Annotated in this window: 14 protein-coding genes; 2 read left to right on the forward strand and 12 right to left on the reverse strand. The window is 65.0% G+C overall.

Features of this window, described 5'->3' with window-relative positions:
* Positions 1-82 precede the first annotated feature (82 nt).
* On the reverse strand, positions 83-1669 hold the full coding sequence (gene aceB, locus AC07XB_RS03980) for a malate synthase A (protein WP_174427333.1): 1587 nt from the start codon (positions 1667-1669) through the stop codon (positions 83-85).
* Positions 1670-1712: 43 nt separating this feature from the next.
* A complete protein-coding gene (locus AC07XB_RS03985) occupies positions 1713-2414 on the reverse strand; it encodes a haloacid dehalogenase type II (RefSeq protein WP_492371649.1) in 702 nt (233 codons plus the stop codon).
* A gap of 262 nt (positions 2415-2676) precedes the next feature.
* Between AC07XB_RS03985 and AC07XB_RS03990 the strand changes: the two genes are divergently transcribed.
* Together AC07XB_RS03990 and AC07XB_RS03995 are read left to right on the forward strand one after the other, a co-directional pair.
* A complete protein-coding gene (locus tag AC07XB_RS03990; protein WP_150983570.1) occupies positions 2677-3630 on the forward strand; it encodes a LysR family transcriptional regulator in 954 nt (317 codons plus the stop codon).
* A gap of 123 nt (positions 3631-3753) precedes the next feature.
* A complete protein-coding gene (locus tag AC07XB_RS03995) occupies positions 3754-4188 on the forward strand; it encodes a universal stress protein (protein WP_006161942.1) in 435 nt (144 codons plus the stop codon).
* A gap of 114 nt (positions 4189-4302) precedes the next feature.
* Here AC07XB_RS03995 and loiP read toward each other — a convergent pair whose 3' ends face one another.
* The 10 genes from loiP to AC07XB_RS04045 form a co-directional block, all read right to left on the reverse strand.
* Positions 4303-5052 (reverse strand): metalloprotease LoiP, encoded by a 750-nt coding sequence (loiP, locus tag AC07XB_RS04000; RefSeq protein ID WP_150983571.1) that lies wholly within the window; start codon positions 5050-5052, stop codon positions 4303-4305.
* A 342-nt stretch (positions 5053-5394) separates the two neighbouring features.
* The gene (gene aceA, locus AC07XB_RS04005; RefSeq protein ID WP_416048836.1) at positions 5395-6687 is read right to left on the reverse strand and encodes an isocitrate lyase; all 1293 of its coding nucleotides are present in this window, start codon (positions 6685-6687) and stop codon (positions 5395-5397) included.
* Positions 6688-7040: 353 nt separating this feature from the next.
* Positions 7041-7988 (reverse strand): alpha/beta fold hydrolase, encoded by a 948-nt coding sequence (locus AC07XB_RS04010; RefSeq protein ID WP_492371648.1) that lies wholly within the window; start codon positions 7986-7988, stop codon positions 7041-7043.
* A gap of 105 nt (positions 7989-8093) precedes the next feature.
* Complete coding sequence (locus AC07XB_RS04015; protein WP_492808651.1) at positions 8094-8495, reverse strand: gamma-glutamylcyclotransferase family protein; 402 nt, start codon at positions 8493-8495, stop codon at positions 8094-8096.
* 2 nt (positions 8496-8497) lie between these two features.
* Positions 8498-8995 carry a ribonuclease E activity regulator RraA gene (rraA, locus tag AC07XB_RS04020; RefSeq protein ID WP_492371646.1) on the reverse strand — a complete coding sequence of 166 codons (498 nt, stop codon included), beginning with the start codon at positions 8993-8995 and terminating at the stop codon, positions 8498-8500.
* 63 nt (positions 8996-9058) lie between these two features.
* Complete coding sequence (locus AC07XB_RS04025; protein WP_492371645.1) at positions 9059-10324, reverse strand: MFS transporter; 1266 nt, start codon at positions 10322-10324, stop codon at positions 9059-9061.
* A 118-nt stretch (positions 10325-10442) separates the two neighbouring features.
* The gene (locus tag AC07XB_RS04030; protein WP_492826413.1) at positions 10443-11273 is read right to left on the reverse strand and encodes a LytR/AlgR family response regulator transcription factor; all 831 of its coding nucleotides are present in this window, start codon (positions 11271-11273) and stop codon (positions 10443-10445) included.
* A 97-nt stretch (positions 11274-11370) separates the two neighbouring features.
* A complete protein-coding gene (locus AC07XB_RS04035; protein ID WP_492808656.1) occupies positions 11371-12561 on the reverse strand; it encodes a sensor histidine kinase in 1191 nt (396 codons plus the stop codon).
* Positions 12562-12604: 43 nt separating this feature from the next.
* Positions 12605-13033 carry a terminase gene (locus AC07XB_RS04040; protein ID WP_492371642.1) on the reverse strand — a complete coding sequence of 143 codons (429 nt, stop codon included), beginning with the start codon at positions 13031-13033 and terminating at the stop codon, positions 12605-12607.
* Entirely contained in the window at positions 13030-13236 is a 207-nt protein-coding gene (locus AC07XB_RS04045; RefSeq protein ID WP_150983578.1) for a LiaI-LiaF-like domain-containing protein, read from the reverse strand. The genes AC07XB_RS04040 and AC07XB_RS04045 overlap by 4 nt, the downstream gene beginning before the upstream one ends.
* Positions 13237-13425: the final 189 nt, after the last annotated feature.

The raw sequence follows: 13425 nt of genomic DNA on the forward strand, positions 1-13425 counted from the left end.
AACCGCAGCACCAGGCTGCGGTTTGCTGCGGTTTTTTTTGCACCGGGGAAAAAGCCCCGGCCAGGCAAGTGCTACCGCCCGATCAGATCTCTTCGTACAGCGGCAGCGTCAGGAACTCGGCAAAGTCCTCCGACGTGGACATCTGCTCGAAGATCTCGCCGGCGCGGTCATACGTCGTGGTGTCGCCACCGACGAAAGCCTTGACCTTGGCCAGCTCTTCCGGGATCAGCGCGCGCACCATCTCGGCGGTCACCTTGCGGCCGTCTTCCAGCTTGCCCTTGGGCGAGCGGATCCACTGCCACACCTGCGAGCGCGAGATTTCGGCGGTGGCGGCGTCTTCCATCAGGTTGTGAATGGGCACGCAGCCGTTGCCTGCCAGCCAGGAGCCGAGGTAGTGGATGCCGACGTTGATGTTCATGCGCAGGCCGGCTTCGGTGATCGGGGTTTCCGGCTGGAAGTCCAGCAGGTCCTTGGCCGCCACGTTGACGTCGTCGCGCTGCTTGTCGAACTGGTTGGGCTTGTCGCCCAGCACGGCCACGAATTCCTTCATGGCCGGCTCGACCAGGCCCGGGTGAGCCACCCAGCCGCCGTCGTAGCCGTCGGTGGCGTCACGCTTCTTGTCGTTGATGATGCCTTGCATGGCGATGGCGTTCTTCTCCGGATCGTTCTTGATCGGGATCAGTGCGCTCATGCCGCCGATGGCGGGCGCGCCGCGCTTGTGGCAGGTCTTGAGCAGCAGCAGTGCGTACGAGCGCATGAACGGCGCGGTCATGGTGACCTTGGCGCGGTCGGCCAGGCAGAAGTTCTTGTCGACCTTGAACTTCTTGATGCACGAGAAGATGTAGTCCCAGCGGCCAGCGTTCAGGCCGGCGCTGTGCTCGCGCAGCTCATACAGGATTTCTTCCATCTCGAAGGCGGCCAGGATCGTTTCGATCAGCACGGTTGCCTTGACGGTGCCTTGCGGCAAGCCGATTTCGTTCTGGGCCATGACGAAGACGTCGTTCCACAGACGCGCTTCGAGGTGGCTTTCCATCTTCGGCAGGTAGAAGAAGGGGCCGGCGCCGCGAGCGATCTGTTCCTTGGCGTTATGGAACAGGAACAGCGCGAAATCGAAGATGCCGCCGGAAACACGCTGGCCGTCGATGGTGACGTGCTTCTCGTCCAGGTGCCAGCCGCGCGGGCGCACTTGCAGCGTGGCGATCTTGTCGTTGAGCTTGTAGTGCTTGCCGTTGGAATCCAGCGTGAGGGTGCGGCGCACGGCGGCCTTGAGGTTGACCTGGCCCTGCAACTGGTTGTGCCAGTTGGGGGTGTTGGAGTCCTCGAAGTCGGTCATGTAGCTGTCCGCGCCGGAGTTGAACGCGTTGATGACCATCTTGGCTTCGACCGGGCCGGTGATTTCCACGCGGCGGCAATGCAGTGCCGGCGGCACCGGCGCGACCTTCCAGTCGCCTTCGCGCACGCTCTTGGTCTGCGCAAGGAAGTCGGGCAGCTCGCCGGCGTCCAGGCGCTTGGTGCGCTCGACGCGGGCAGCCAGCAGTTCCTGGCGGCGCGGCTCGAAGGCGCGGTGCAGTTTGTCCACCAGGGCCAGGGCCGCCGGCGTGAGGATGTCTTCGTAGGCCGGCAGGATTTCGCCGGTAATCTTCATGCCCGCAGGCAGCGTGATGGCCATCAGTGTTCTCCTGTGATCGATGGTTGATTTAAGGTGCCCGCCGTCAAACCGCCGCACCTTGGATGCGGACGAATTCGAGCAGGTCATTCATGTCGTGCCCGGTGCCGGAAGGGCTCACATCGAGCCGCTCCGCCGGATGACCGGCACGGTTGATCCAGAACGTGGTGTAGCCGTACCAGGTGGCGCCGCAAGCGTCCCAGCCATTGGACGAGACGAAGAGGATCTCCCCTGCCGGCACGCCAAACGCCTTGGGGCCCAGCGCGTAGGCCTCGGGCGCCGTCTTGTACATGCGCACCGCGTCGACCGACAGCACGTGGTCGAACAGCCCGTGCATGCCTGCGCTCTTGACCGAGATATCCAGCATCTGCGGATTGCCGTTGGAGAGAATGCCCAGCGGCAACCCGGCTGCCCGCAGGCGCTTGAGCGCGCCGAGGTTTTCCGGGAAGGCCGACAAGCACGCGTACTCCTTGAGCAGCTGCGCCTCCAGGGCCGGGTCCAGCTCCAGTTGCAGGCGCTCGGCCGCATAGCGCAGCGCATCCACCGTCAGCGCCCAGAACGGCTTGTAGTAGGCGCCGTCGGGCGCGGCCATCGAGCGGATGCGGGTGTAGTCGATCTGACGCTCGCGCCACAGCAGCGCCAGCGCCTCGCCCTTGCCCGGAAACAATTGCTCCGCGCGCGCGGTGACGGAATACACGTCGAACAGCGTGCCATAGGCATCGAAGACGACTGCGCGGATCTTTTGCATGAGCTGGAGCGGTTCCTTTGGACAAATCCGACAAACCCGGCATACCCGGCAGGCCAGCGCCACTGCGTGGGCCTGTACACCAATGAATGCATAGCATTGTAGGGAGACGTTGCAGTGCGGCAAAGTCGGTCAGGGTCACTTGATCTTTTACTTTTACCCCACTAATCTTCGCTAACGGTGTAAAGATAAGGCACCAAATCCACCCCATTGCCTCACCCACCCCTTGCTTTGGGCGGCATGAGGCACAAAACTGGCGAGCTTCGTGGATCATTTCAAACAATTGGAGACATTCGTCTCGGTAGCCGCGCGCGGCAGCCTTTCGGCGGCCGCGGCGGCTGAAGGCGTGGCGCCGGCCATCATCGGCCGGCGCATCGATGCGCTGGAAGAGCGCCTGGGCGTCAAGCTGCTGCTGCGCACCACGCGCAAGATCAGCCTGACCTTCGAAGGCTCGGCCTTCCTGGAAGACTGCCAGCGCATCCTCAACGACCTGCACAACGCCGAGGCCAGCGTCTCGGCGGGCGGCGTCAAGGCCAGCGGCCACCTGCGCGTGACCGCGCCGGCAGGCTACGGACGCAAGCACGTGGCGCCGCTGGTGCCGTTGTTCATCGAATCGCACCCGGACGTGACCATCACGCTGGACCTGTCGGACCGCGTGGTGGATCTCGTCAATGAGGGCTTCGACTGCGCCATCCGCCTGGGCGACCTGCCCGACTCCAGCCTGGTGTCGATCCGCCTGGCGGAGAACCGGCGCGTGGTGGTGGCGTCCCCCGACTACCTGGCGCGCCATGGCGTGCCCGCCCTGCCCGAGGATCTCACCCGTCACAACTGCCTGGCCTTCGGCGCCAGCGCCAACGTGCAGCGCGGCTGGGCCTTCCAGCAGGAAGGCCGCGCGGTCACGGTCAAGGTGGGCGGCACCATGGAATGCACCGATGGCGCGGTGCTGCACGCATGGTGCCTGCATGGCCACGGGCTGGCATGGCGCTCCTGGTGGGAAGTCGGGCAGGAAATCGCTAGCGGCCGGCTGGTCACGGTGCTCGACGAGTTCCAGGCGCCACCCATCGGCATCCACGCTGTCTTCCCGCAGCGCAAGCACCTGCCGCTGCGGGTACGGCTGTTCATCGACCACCTGAAGAACACCTATGGGAACCCGGCCTACTGGCGCCGCGCGGAACAGGCATCTGCCGCCGGCAAGCCGCAACTGGCGGTCAATTCCTAGTTCGATTTGATTTAGGGCAATGCCGCATGCGCCACCCCTGCCTACAATGAAAGCTGACAGGTGCCGTGCGGCCTGCCTCCGTCCAAAGGTAAATCCGGTCCATTCGCCCCAAAGGAGTCCAGCATGTTCAAGCACATCCTGCTACCCACCGACGGTTCGGAACTGTCCAAGAAGGCCATCGACGGCGCGCTGGAGCTGGCCAAGACAATCAACGCGCGGGTCACCGCCTATGTCTGCCTGGAGGAGTATCCCTACACGCCGTTCAGCGAGATCGTGGTGGAGGCGCCACAGGCCTTCAGGGACCGCATCGAAAGCCAGGCCAAGCTATACCTGAAGGAAGTGGAAACCGCCGCCCGGGCCGACGGCATCAGCTTTGACGCCGACATGTCCACCTTTGCGGTGCCCTACCTGGGCATCATCGACGCGGCCGAGCGCCATGGCTGCGACGTGATCTTCATGGCCTCGCACGGCAGGCGCGGCTTGTCGGGCTTGCTGCTGGGCAGCGAAACCCAGAAGGTGCTGACGCACACCGACATCCCGGTGATCGTGTATCGCTGAGCGCGCCCTGGCGACAGACGACGAACGATAAACGACAAAAAGGCTGGCCACCCCGAACAGGGCAGCCAGCCTTTTTGCCTGCCCGGCCCGCCTATGCGGCAAGGCCGGCCCGGATCAGCTGCCCTTATTGATACGGTCTTCGATGTGCTTGGCGCGGTCGTCCGAGCCAGGGTGCGACGAGAACATGCTGGACTTGCCGCCATCGAGCTTGGCCAGCTTCTGGAACGCCGTGACCAGGCCGCGGGTATTGGCCTTGTTCTTGGTCAGCACGTCGAACGAGTAGTCGTCGGCGGCGCTTTCCTGCGTTTGCGAGAATTGCGCGTTGATCAGTTGCTCGCCCATTTCGCCCAGTTGCGAGGCCGACAGCGCAGCCACCGTGCCACCGGCGGCGGCCAGCGCGCCGCGCGCCGCCATGGCGGTGTACGCCACCTGCATCTTGTTCTTGGTGTGGCCCAGCGCCACGTGGCCCAGCTCATGCCCCACCACGCCGCGCACTTCGTCGTCGGTCATCATGTCCATCAGGCCGCTGTACACGCGCACGCAGCCGTTGGCCATGGCCCAGGCGTTGACGTCCTTGGTCAGGTAGACCTTGGCGTTGACGCTGGGCAGGCCGCTCGACTGCAGGCCCGCCATGATCTTGGTCAGGCGCTTGTTGTAGGTGCTGCCAGGGGCCGCGATCTTGTTGGCCTTGTCGAGCTCGGCGCAAGACTGGTCGGACATGGCCTTGACGTCGCCATCGCTCAGCGAGGCCGCCTTGAACAGCGAGGTGCCGGCGCCCATCATGCCGTCGACATTGGTGCCGGCACAGCCGGCCAATGCAGCGCAGAGCGCGACGATAGCGGCCAGGGAAAGTTTGTGCTTCATGTTTGTTGCCTTCTTGGGATCGACACCGGCCGGGTTGCTCGCCAGTGACTTGAGTGGAGATGTGCCGGCGGCTGGCCGGCGACCTGCGGTGTGGCGCTGCTTACACACGGGCAGCATCATATCGCCTAAAACATCTCAATCGGCACACAAATGACATAATTGCTACAGACACAATTTTTAACATTCTTCGCAGGCCGACCCCAAAAAGCAAAAAACCGCGCCGTCCCTGAGAGGGAGACGGCGCGGCGCCTAATTGAGGGGCGTGATGGTCGCACGCCCTTCAAGATGACCGGCTATCGGGCCAGTCAGCCATTCAGCTTTTCGATCTCGCGATCTGAAGCCTCAGGCTACTTTCTTGTCGAAGAATTGTTCGTCTTCGGTCGAACCCTTGAGGGCGGTCGTGGACGACTGGCCGCCTTCGATGGTCTGGGTCACGGCGTCGAAGTAACCGGTGCCGACTTCGCGCTGGTGCTTGACGGCGGTGAAGCCCTTCTCAGCGGCCGTGAACTCATTTTCCTGCAGTTCGACGAATGCGCTCATATGGTTGCGGGCATAGCCGTAGGCCAGGTTGAACATCGAGTAATTCAGCGAGTGGAAGCCGGCCAGCGTGATGAACTGGAACTTGTAGCCCATGGCGCCCAGTTCCTTCTGGAACTTGGCGATGGTGGCATCGTCCAGGTTTTTCTTCCAGTTGAACGACGGCGAGCAGTTGTAGGCCAGCATCTTGCCCGGGAACTTGGCGTGAACAGCTTCGGCAAACTTCTTGGCGAATTCCAGGTCAGGCTTGCCGGTTTCGCACCACACCAGGTCGGCCACTTCGGCGTAGGCCAGGGCACGGGAGATCGATTGCTCGATGCCCGGCTTGACGCGGTAGAAGCCTTCCACCGTGCGCTCGCCGGTGCAGAACGGGCGATCGCGCTCGTCCACGTCGGACGTCAGCAAATCCGCGGCCTCGGCATCGGTACGGGCGATCACCAGGGTCGGCACGCCGGACACGTCGGCGGCCAGGCGCGCGGCGGTCAGCTTGGCAACGGCTTCACGCGTCGGCACCAGCACCTTGCCACCCATGTGGCCGCACTTCTTGACCGAAGCCAGCTGGTCTTCGAAGTGAACGCCGGCAGCGCCTGCGTCGATCATCGACTTCATCAGTTCGAAGGCATTGAGCACGCCGCCGAAACCGGCTTCGGCATCAGCCACGATCGGCGCGAAGAAATCAGTATCGCCCTTGCCTTCGCTCCACTGGATCTGGTCGGCGCGCTGGAAGGTGTTGTTGATGCGGCGCACCACTTGCGGCACCGAGTTGGCCGGGTACAGCGACTGGTCGGGGTACATTTCGCCGGCCAGGTTGGCGTCGCCTGCGACTTGCCAGCCCGACAGGTAGATGGCCTTGAGGCCAGCCTTGACCTGTTGCATGGCCTGGTTGCCGGTCAGCGCGCCCAGCGTGTTGACGAACGGCTCGGTGTTCAGCAGGTGCCACAGCTTCTCGGCGCCGCGGCGGGCCAAGGTGTGCTCGATCTGCACGGAGCCGCGCAGGCGCACGACGTCATCCGCCGTGTAGTGACGCGCGACGCCCTTCCAGCGAGGATTGGTATCCCATTCTTTTTGCAGGTTCTTTGCTTCGGTTTCGCGGGACATTTCACTCTCCTAGTGTGTAGGGCGGGGATGGCATTGAAAACTTGCGACAGGCTTGGCGGACCGTGGTGCCGACTTGCCGACCGGGGCACTTTCGGGGGGTGTTTCGGCGGCGCTGCTCTGCTGGCCTCGCCACCCCTGTTTTTTGCCGCTCAGGTCATGTGTCTTATATAAGAGTGTAGGGAAACACCTCGCGTCGCAACAGCTCGGAATGCAATCCTTGTTTAGTTTTTTTCTCTTTTATAATCAATGATTTACAATATATTTTCCACGATGCGGCAGGCAATCTTCCATCATGAGAAATGCCCGTTGTGCTACGCATCACCATTTTTTGCCGCGCAGAACAGCTTTCCGCATTATGAAATTCCGGGATTTGGCGCCATCCGTGCCTGCCGCAATGCCAGCGACTCGGGGCCACCATCGATATGCCCGGCCAGGTCGCGCACCATCGCCGCCATGCCGGCGGGGTCCGCCAGCGGCAGCCAGTGGCGCGCGCAGACCTCCCGGCGCCACCAGCGCTCCACCCAGCGCGACAGATCCTCGGACAGCGCCGGCCTGACATAGCGATCCAGCAGCGGCACGATCACCTGCACCGGCGCGTGCGCGTGGCGCTCGCCCGGTGAAAGCAGGCGCGGCAGCATATTGGCGCGGTACAACGCCAGCCCGTGACGGCCGTCCGCCGCCTGGGTGGGGTTGGGATCCGCCTCGATACCCTCGGTCCGTCTCAGGTAAAGCGGCCAGGCGCGGCCCATCCAGAGCCGCCAGCTCAGCTCGGGCAGCCACGGCAGGTGGAAGATATAGATATACCAGGACGAGGCCATCTGCCGCAGCGAGCGCGAAAGCGCCGTGAACGACAGGCGCCGGTTTCCCCGCATCCAGTGGCCGACATGGTCCAGGCAAGGCCCGGAGCACGACGTGAACGAAGCGATGCGGCCGCGCAGGCGTGGCTCGGTGACAAACTCCCAGCACTGGATCGAGCCCCAGTCATGGCCGACCAGGTGGACGGGCGCATCGGGAGAAACGGCGTCGATCACCGCGCTGAAATCTTCCGCCAGGCGCTCCAGGCGATAGGCCGCCATGCCCTTTGGCGCCGAAGAGCTGCCGGCGCCGCGCACATCGTAGGCCACGACATAATAGTCATTGGCCAGCAGAGGCGCCACGCCGTGCCAGACCGCGCTGTTGTCCGGATAGCCGTGCACCAGCACCATGGCCGGGTGCGCGGGATCGCCCCAGGTCTTGATGGCAAGCCGCACGCCGCCGGACTGGACGAATCGCTGGTTGGGAAGGGAATGGGGAGCGTGCATGCTTAACCATGACATCGGACGATGGAATGGTTGCCGATGCTACGCCAAGACCGGCCGCGCGGCGAGCGCGCGGCATGGCGTTTCAAACGCAAGCGGACTAACGGGCTAGCGGGCGCGCCGGTAGGCCACCCAGTCTCCGGATGCAATGCGCGGCAGGCCCGCGACCGCGTCCTCGCCCACCGGGTAAAGCAGGCAGGTGACGGCTTGACCGCCAACCGCCACCACGCGCTCCTCGCGCACGAACAATGAGGCCTGGCCCGGATAGACCTCCTCGATCTCGTCGAGCACCGGCACCAGCGCGGCATCGACCTCGTACAAGTCGCCGGCCACGCCGGGCGCGGCGGCATCCAGCACCAGCCCGGGATACGTGCCGAAGTCATAGAGCCGCCCCGCCACGGTCGCGCTGCCGATCAGGCGCGGCGCGGCAATGCCGTGCCTGCGCGCGGCCGCGTTGAGGTCGTTGACTTCGCCCGCGCGCAGCGTGCCATAGACAAAGACCACCGGCATGCTCAGCCCTCCAGCTTGGTGTCCGCCACCAGCACGCCATCGGCGTCAACATAGATCCAGTTGCCAGGTCGCACCACGGCGCCGGGCATTTGCACCGTGCCCTCGCGCTCGCCCACATTGCGCCTCTGGCTCTTTTGCGGATGCAGGGCCAGGGCGCGCACGCCGATGTCGCACACCGCAAGCTCCCCGCTGTCACGCACGCAGCCATTGACGAGGATGCCGGCCCAGCCGTTCTTCTCGGCCAGCACGCCGAGGTTGCCGCCCACCAGCGCGCAGCGCAGCGAGCCGCCGCCATCGACCACCAGCACGCGGCCGTTGCCCGGTGATTCAACCGCCTCGCGCACCAGGGAATTGTCCTCGAACACCTTGAGCGTGGCCGCCGGGCCAGAGAACGCGGCGCGCTTGCCGAAATGCTGGAATACCGGCGACAGCACGCGCAGCGAGCCGTCGGCCAGGCGCGCCTCATTGGCATCGCACAGATCAGTGGTAGCAAAGCTCATGAAGGACTCCCGAATCGGAAAAGTGGAAATTGGATGAGGTACGGGTGCGTGCGTCAGTCCGTGTCAGCCGGCGGCCGCCCGCTTGCCTGCCACCTCGCGGCGGGAGCGGTTGCCATTGCCAACCGTGACAGCGGTGAAGATCGCCAGCATCTGGAAGGCGCCGATCATGAAGAACACCCAGCTCGGCCAGTGCGCGTCCATCAGCATGCCGAAGAACAGCGGCCCGCTGGCCAGGCCGATATCCAGGCCAGAGTAGACCACGCCATAAACCCGGCCCGTGGCGCCGGCAGGCGCTGCCGCACGTACCAGCAGGTCGCGCGAAGGCCCAGCCGTGCCCGCGCCAAAGCCGATCACACCCATCAGCACCGGCACCATCACGGCCGGCAGCACGCCCAGCCCCACCACGATCGCGACCAAGCCCGACAGCGTGAAGCTCATTGCGATCAGGCGGTCGTGGTTGCTGGTGCGTCCCGCGGCAAAGCCACCCACGATCATGCCGCCCGCGCTGCATAACATATAGACGGTGTACGACGCCGTGGCGAGCGTCAGCGGCATGGCGTAGAGCTGGGTCAGCGCGGTCGGCGCGAAGCTCTGGATGCCGGAAAACGAAAAGGTGGTGACGAGGAAGAAGGCCCAGCAGATCCACACTTGCGGCAGCTTCAGGAACGCCAGCATGCTGCCGCCCGCCTTGGCCGCCGCGGTGGCTGCCCTGGGCGCCGCGCCGGCGCCAGCGCGGGGATCCAGCACATGCCGAAAAGCCAGCAGCACGGCCAGCGCGCCAAAGGCCACCGCCGAGGCGCTGGCGAGCGCGGTGCGCCAGCTGCCGAGCTCTGCAATGGTGACCAGGAAGATCGGCGCCGCGGCCCAGCCTAGGTTGCCCGAGATGCCATGCACCGAGAACGCATGCCCCAGCCGCGGCTGGGAAACATGCTTGTTGAGCAAGGTGAAATCGGCCGGATGGAACACGCCGTTGCCAATCCCGGCAACGCCCGCGCCAAGCAGCAGCATCGCGTAGCTCGGGCTGATCGACAGCAGCAAGGCCGCCGCGCCCAGCAGCCCGAGGCCGCCAAACAGCACCGGCGTCGCGCCAAAACGGTCCACCACGAAGCCCGACGCGGTCTGCACCACGGCCGACACGGCAAAGAACACCGTCATCAGCAAGCCCAGCTCCGCATAGCTCAGGCCGAACTCGGCCTTGATCCACGGGAACAGGGGCGCCAGCAGCAGGTGAAAGAAGTGGGAAACGCCGTGGGCCAGGCCGACCAGGCCGATGACCTGGGCGTCGTGGCGCAGCGGATTGCGAACGGGATCGAGGGTGGCGGCAGTCATCGGGCGGCTATCAGGCTGGGCTTGGCATGGCGCGCCGGCCATGCTGCCAGGCGCAACAGGCGCGCTGCGAATACCGCATCATAGAGTAAAACAACCCGTGACAGGGGTGCCCTGCGCGTTACATCTGTTTAAACAGATAGGCGTACTGACGCGCCACCGGCAAGGTTTCAGAGCGATTGCGCAGCTTGAGCGCGAGCCGCCCCAGCGACTGGTTCACGGCACTGGCCACGCAGTCGATATTGACCACCGTGCCGCGATGGATCTGCCAGAAGCGCTCGGGGTCGAGCTGCTGCGACAGCTCGCGCAGGCTGGTGCGGATCAACGCCTCGCCGCTGGCGGACACCACGTTGACGTACTTGTCCGTCGCCTCCAGGTAGATCACCTCATCCACCGGAATGATGCGGATCTCCTGGCCGACCAGCGCCTTGATAAAGCGCAGGTAGCCATGTTGCGGCGCGCCCACCGGCGCATGCTGCCCGGGCCCACCGCCTGGCTCCATGGTCTCCAGGCGCGCCAGCAATTGCGCCAGGCGATCGGTATCGAGGGCGGCGCCGCCCTCCTCGCTGGCCTGCGCCTGGGCCGCCAGCCTCGCCTTGAGGCGGTGCACCGTGGCCTCCAGCCGCTCGGGCTGCACCGGCTTGAGCACGTAATCGACCGCCTCGCGCTCGAAGGCTTCCAGCGCGAACTGGTCGTATGCCGTGACGAACACCACCAGCGGCGCCGGATCGAACTCCATCAGCTCGCGCGCCACGTCCATGCCGCTCATGCCTGGCATGCGGATATCGAGAAACGCGACCTGGGGGTGGTGCTGGCGGGCCGCCTCCAGCGCGGACACGCCGTCATGGACCACGCAGACGATCTGCGCCTCGGGCCAGAGGCTGGACAATTCGGCATGCAAGGCGCGCGCGAGCAGCGGCTCGTCGTCGGCGATCAACAGGGTCGGGGCCATGGAAACGGAAGTAAGGGGCGGATGGGTCGATGCAGTCTAAGCAGTCGATGCAGTCTAAGCAGTCGAAGAAGTCGAAGCCGCTAAGCAGCGAGGTGCCTCAAGAATGGGAAATGCCTTGCGTGGCAGCGCTCACGGGGGGGATGGCGCGCGCGCCGGCGGCCTTGCACGCGGGCACCGGCATGGGTGCGTGGGCGGCGGCAGGCGCCGCCGTGCGCACAACGGGCAACGTCAGCCGGACGATCACGCCGCGTGGCGTGTTTTCTTCCATCTGCATGCTGGCCGCCGCCCCGAAAATCCGCGCCAGCCGCTCGCGCACATGGGTCAGCCCAAGGCCGGAGCCCTTGGTCACGGCATGTCCGAAACCCACCCCGGTATCGGTGATGATCACCTGCACGGCGTTGTCGCCCTGCGCCCGGGCCGACAGCACGATCCTGCCGCCATGCATGCACGGCTCGATGCCGTGGCTGACCGCGTTCTCCACCAGCGGCTGGATCAGCATGGGCGGGATCTCGACCTCCGCCAGCTCGGGCGGAAGCTCGATCTCATAGGCCAGGCGCGTGCCGAAACGCAGCGCCTGGATGTCCAGGTAGCTGCGCAGCAACTCGAACTCCTGGCGCAGCGTGCATTGCTCGGCGCGCGTGTGGGACAGCGACATGCGCAGGAAGCCGATCAGCCGCTGCAGCAGGCGCCTTGCGGCCTGCTGGTCGGTGGCAATCAGGCAATCCAGGTTGGCCAGGGAGTTGAACAGGAAATGCGGCTCGATCTGCGCCTGCAGGGCCATCAGCTGCGCGCGCACCAGCTGCTTCTCGGCCTCTTCGCGCTGCAGCGCGTCGAGCGCGGCCTGCCGTTCGAGATGGGCGAGCTTCTCGCGCGACCAGTAGAAGTAAATCATGCTGGCCGACGCAAGCATGCCCACTACCAGGCACATGCGCAGCATATCGGTAGCTTCCTCGAAGGACTTCGCCGGCTCGCTCAGTACCACGCGCGTGGTCCAGCTGCCCATGATCACGCCCAGCGGCACGGCAACGGCGGTCAGGCACAGGAAGGGCCAGCGCCTGGGGCGATCATTCCACCAGATCAGTACGCGGGCGATGTCGATCAGCAGCCAGATCGACAGGCCGATAAGCTGACTGTAGACGAAGTTGTGCCACAGCGAGCCGCCCGTGCGAAAACCGTAGTTCAGGCTGACCGCGATGATGGTGTTCGCGCACAGCACGAACACCAGGTCGCGCGCGAGGATCGAGATCCTGGAGGGAATGGCGGCGGGACAGCGATCCAGCGCTTTCATAGGGGCAAGGTCGAGGATAACTGAGCGTTATTGTAAAGGCCGATCACAGGCGCTGACAGCCGTCGCCCGGCTCGCATGTACGCTGCGGCACGTTGGCGTCATCAATCGCGGGATCGGCACCGTGGCCGTGCAACGCGGCCCACCACTGCCCCGACAGCACATAGCGCGGAAACGTGATCCATTGCTCGGCCAGGATGCGCCGGGCGATGTCGAGCGGGCCGGCAAACGGCTCGGGCCTGACCGCCTCGAGCCGGTGCCCGCGCCCTTGCAGCATCATCGACAAGGCCATGCACAGCACACCAAGCCCTACAGCAGGCACGGACAGCGACAGCACGCCATAGACCAGCAGCACATTGCCGGCCATGAACATCGGCACCGCGACGATGTGCAGCAGCAGGCTGCGAGGGTGATTGTGATTGCGGGCGTAACCGCGCCATTGCCAGCTCAGCAGCCCTTCAGGGCGCGCGCTCATGGCTTCGGGCCGCGCTGGTCGACGCGCCGCCAGGCCAGGCGGCGCACAAGCACGATGGCGCCCAGGGCGATCAGCAGCACGGGCCAGCCATCCCGCACCAGGTAAGCCGGCAGCAGGCCGCCGTTTTGCGCGAGGAACACCGCGCCCAATGCAATCAGGATGATCGGGGCGATCAGCCCCTTGCCGCCACGGCCTTGTTTCATCTCGCTCTCCTCTCGTGCGGACCCGCGCACCGTCGATATTGCGGTGCATCAAGCCATGTGACGGTATCAACGTATTCCGCCACGGACAGTAGCGACTTTACGCGGACACCGGTCGCTACGAAAGTAGCGTGCGACGAATGGAAAGCGGATGGCGCGAATCGCGAGGATGCGGCGCGATCGGCACCGGGC

The organism is Cupriavidus sp. GW821-FHT02F09, assembly GCF_059421605.1.

Excerpts from the sequence above, each read along its gene's own strand:
- aceB (WP_174427333.1), bottom strand. The coding sequence starts at position 1,669 with ATGGCCATCACGCTGCCTGCGGGCATGAAGATTACCGGCGAAATCCTG.
- AC07XB_RS03985 (WP_492371649.1), bottom strand. The coding sequence starts at position 2,414 with ATGCAAAAGATCCGCGCAGTCGTCTTCGATGCCTATGGCACGCTGTTC.
- AC07XB_RS03995 (WP_006161942.1), top strand. The coding sequence starts at position 3,754 with ATGTTCAAGCACATCCTGCTACCCACCGACGGTTCGGAACTGTCCAAG.
- loiP (WP_150983571.1), bottom strand. The coding sequence starts at position 5,052 with ATGAAGCACAAACTTTCCCTGGCCGCTATCGTCGCGCTCTGCGCTGCA.
- aceA (WP_416048836.1), bottom strand. The coding sequence starts at position 6,687 with ATGTCCCGCGAAACCGAAGCAAAGAACCTGCAAAAAGAATGGGATACC.
- AC07XB_RS04010 (WP_492371648.1), bottom strand. The coding sequence starts at position 7,988 with ATGCACGCTCCCCATTCCCTTCCCAACCAGCGATTCGTCCAGTCCGGC.
- AC07XB_RS04015 (WP_492808651.1), bottom strand. The coding sequence starts at position 8,495 with ATGCCGGTGGTCTTTGTCTATGGCACGCTGCGCGCGGGCGAAGTCAAC.
- rraA (WP_492371646.1), bottom strand. The coding sequence starts at position 8,995 with ATGAGCTTTGCTACCACTGATCTGTGCGATGCCAATGAGGCGCGCCTG.
- AC07XB_RS04025 (WP_492371645.1), bottom strand. The coding sequence starts at position 10,324 with ATGACTGCCGCCACCCTCGATCCCGTTCGCAATCCGCTGCGCCACGAC.
- AC07XB_RS04030 (WP_492826413.1), bottom strand. The coding sequence starts at position 11,273 with ATGGCCCCGACCCTGTTGATCGCCGACGACGAGCCGCTGCTCGCGCGC.
- AC07XB_RS04035 (WP_492808656.1), bottom strand. The coding sequence starts at position 12,561 with ATGAAAGCGCTGGATCGCTGTCCCGCCGCCATTCCCTCCAGGATCTCG.
- AC07XB_RS04040 (WP_492371642.1), bottom strand. The coding sequence starts at position 13,033 with ATGAGCGCGCGCCCTGAAGGGCTGCTGAGCTGGCAATGGCGCGGTTAC.
- AC07XB_RS04045 (WP_150983578.1), bottom strand. The coding sequence starts at position 13,236 with ATGAAACAAGGCCGTGGCGGCAAGGGGCTGATCGCCCCGATCATCCTG.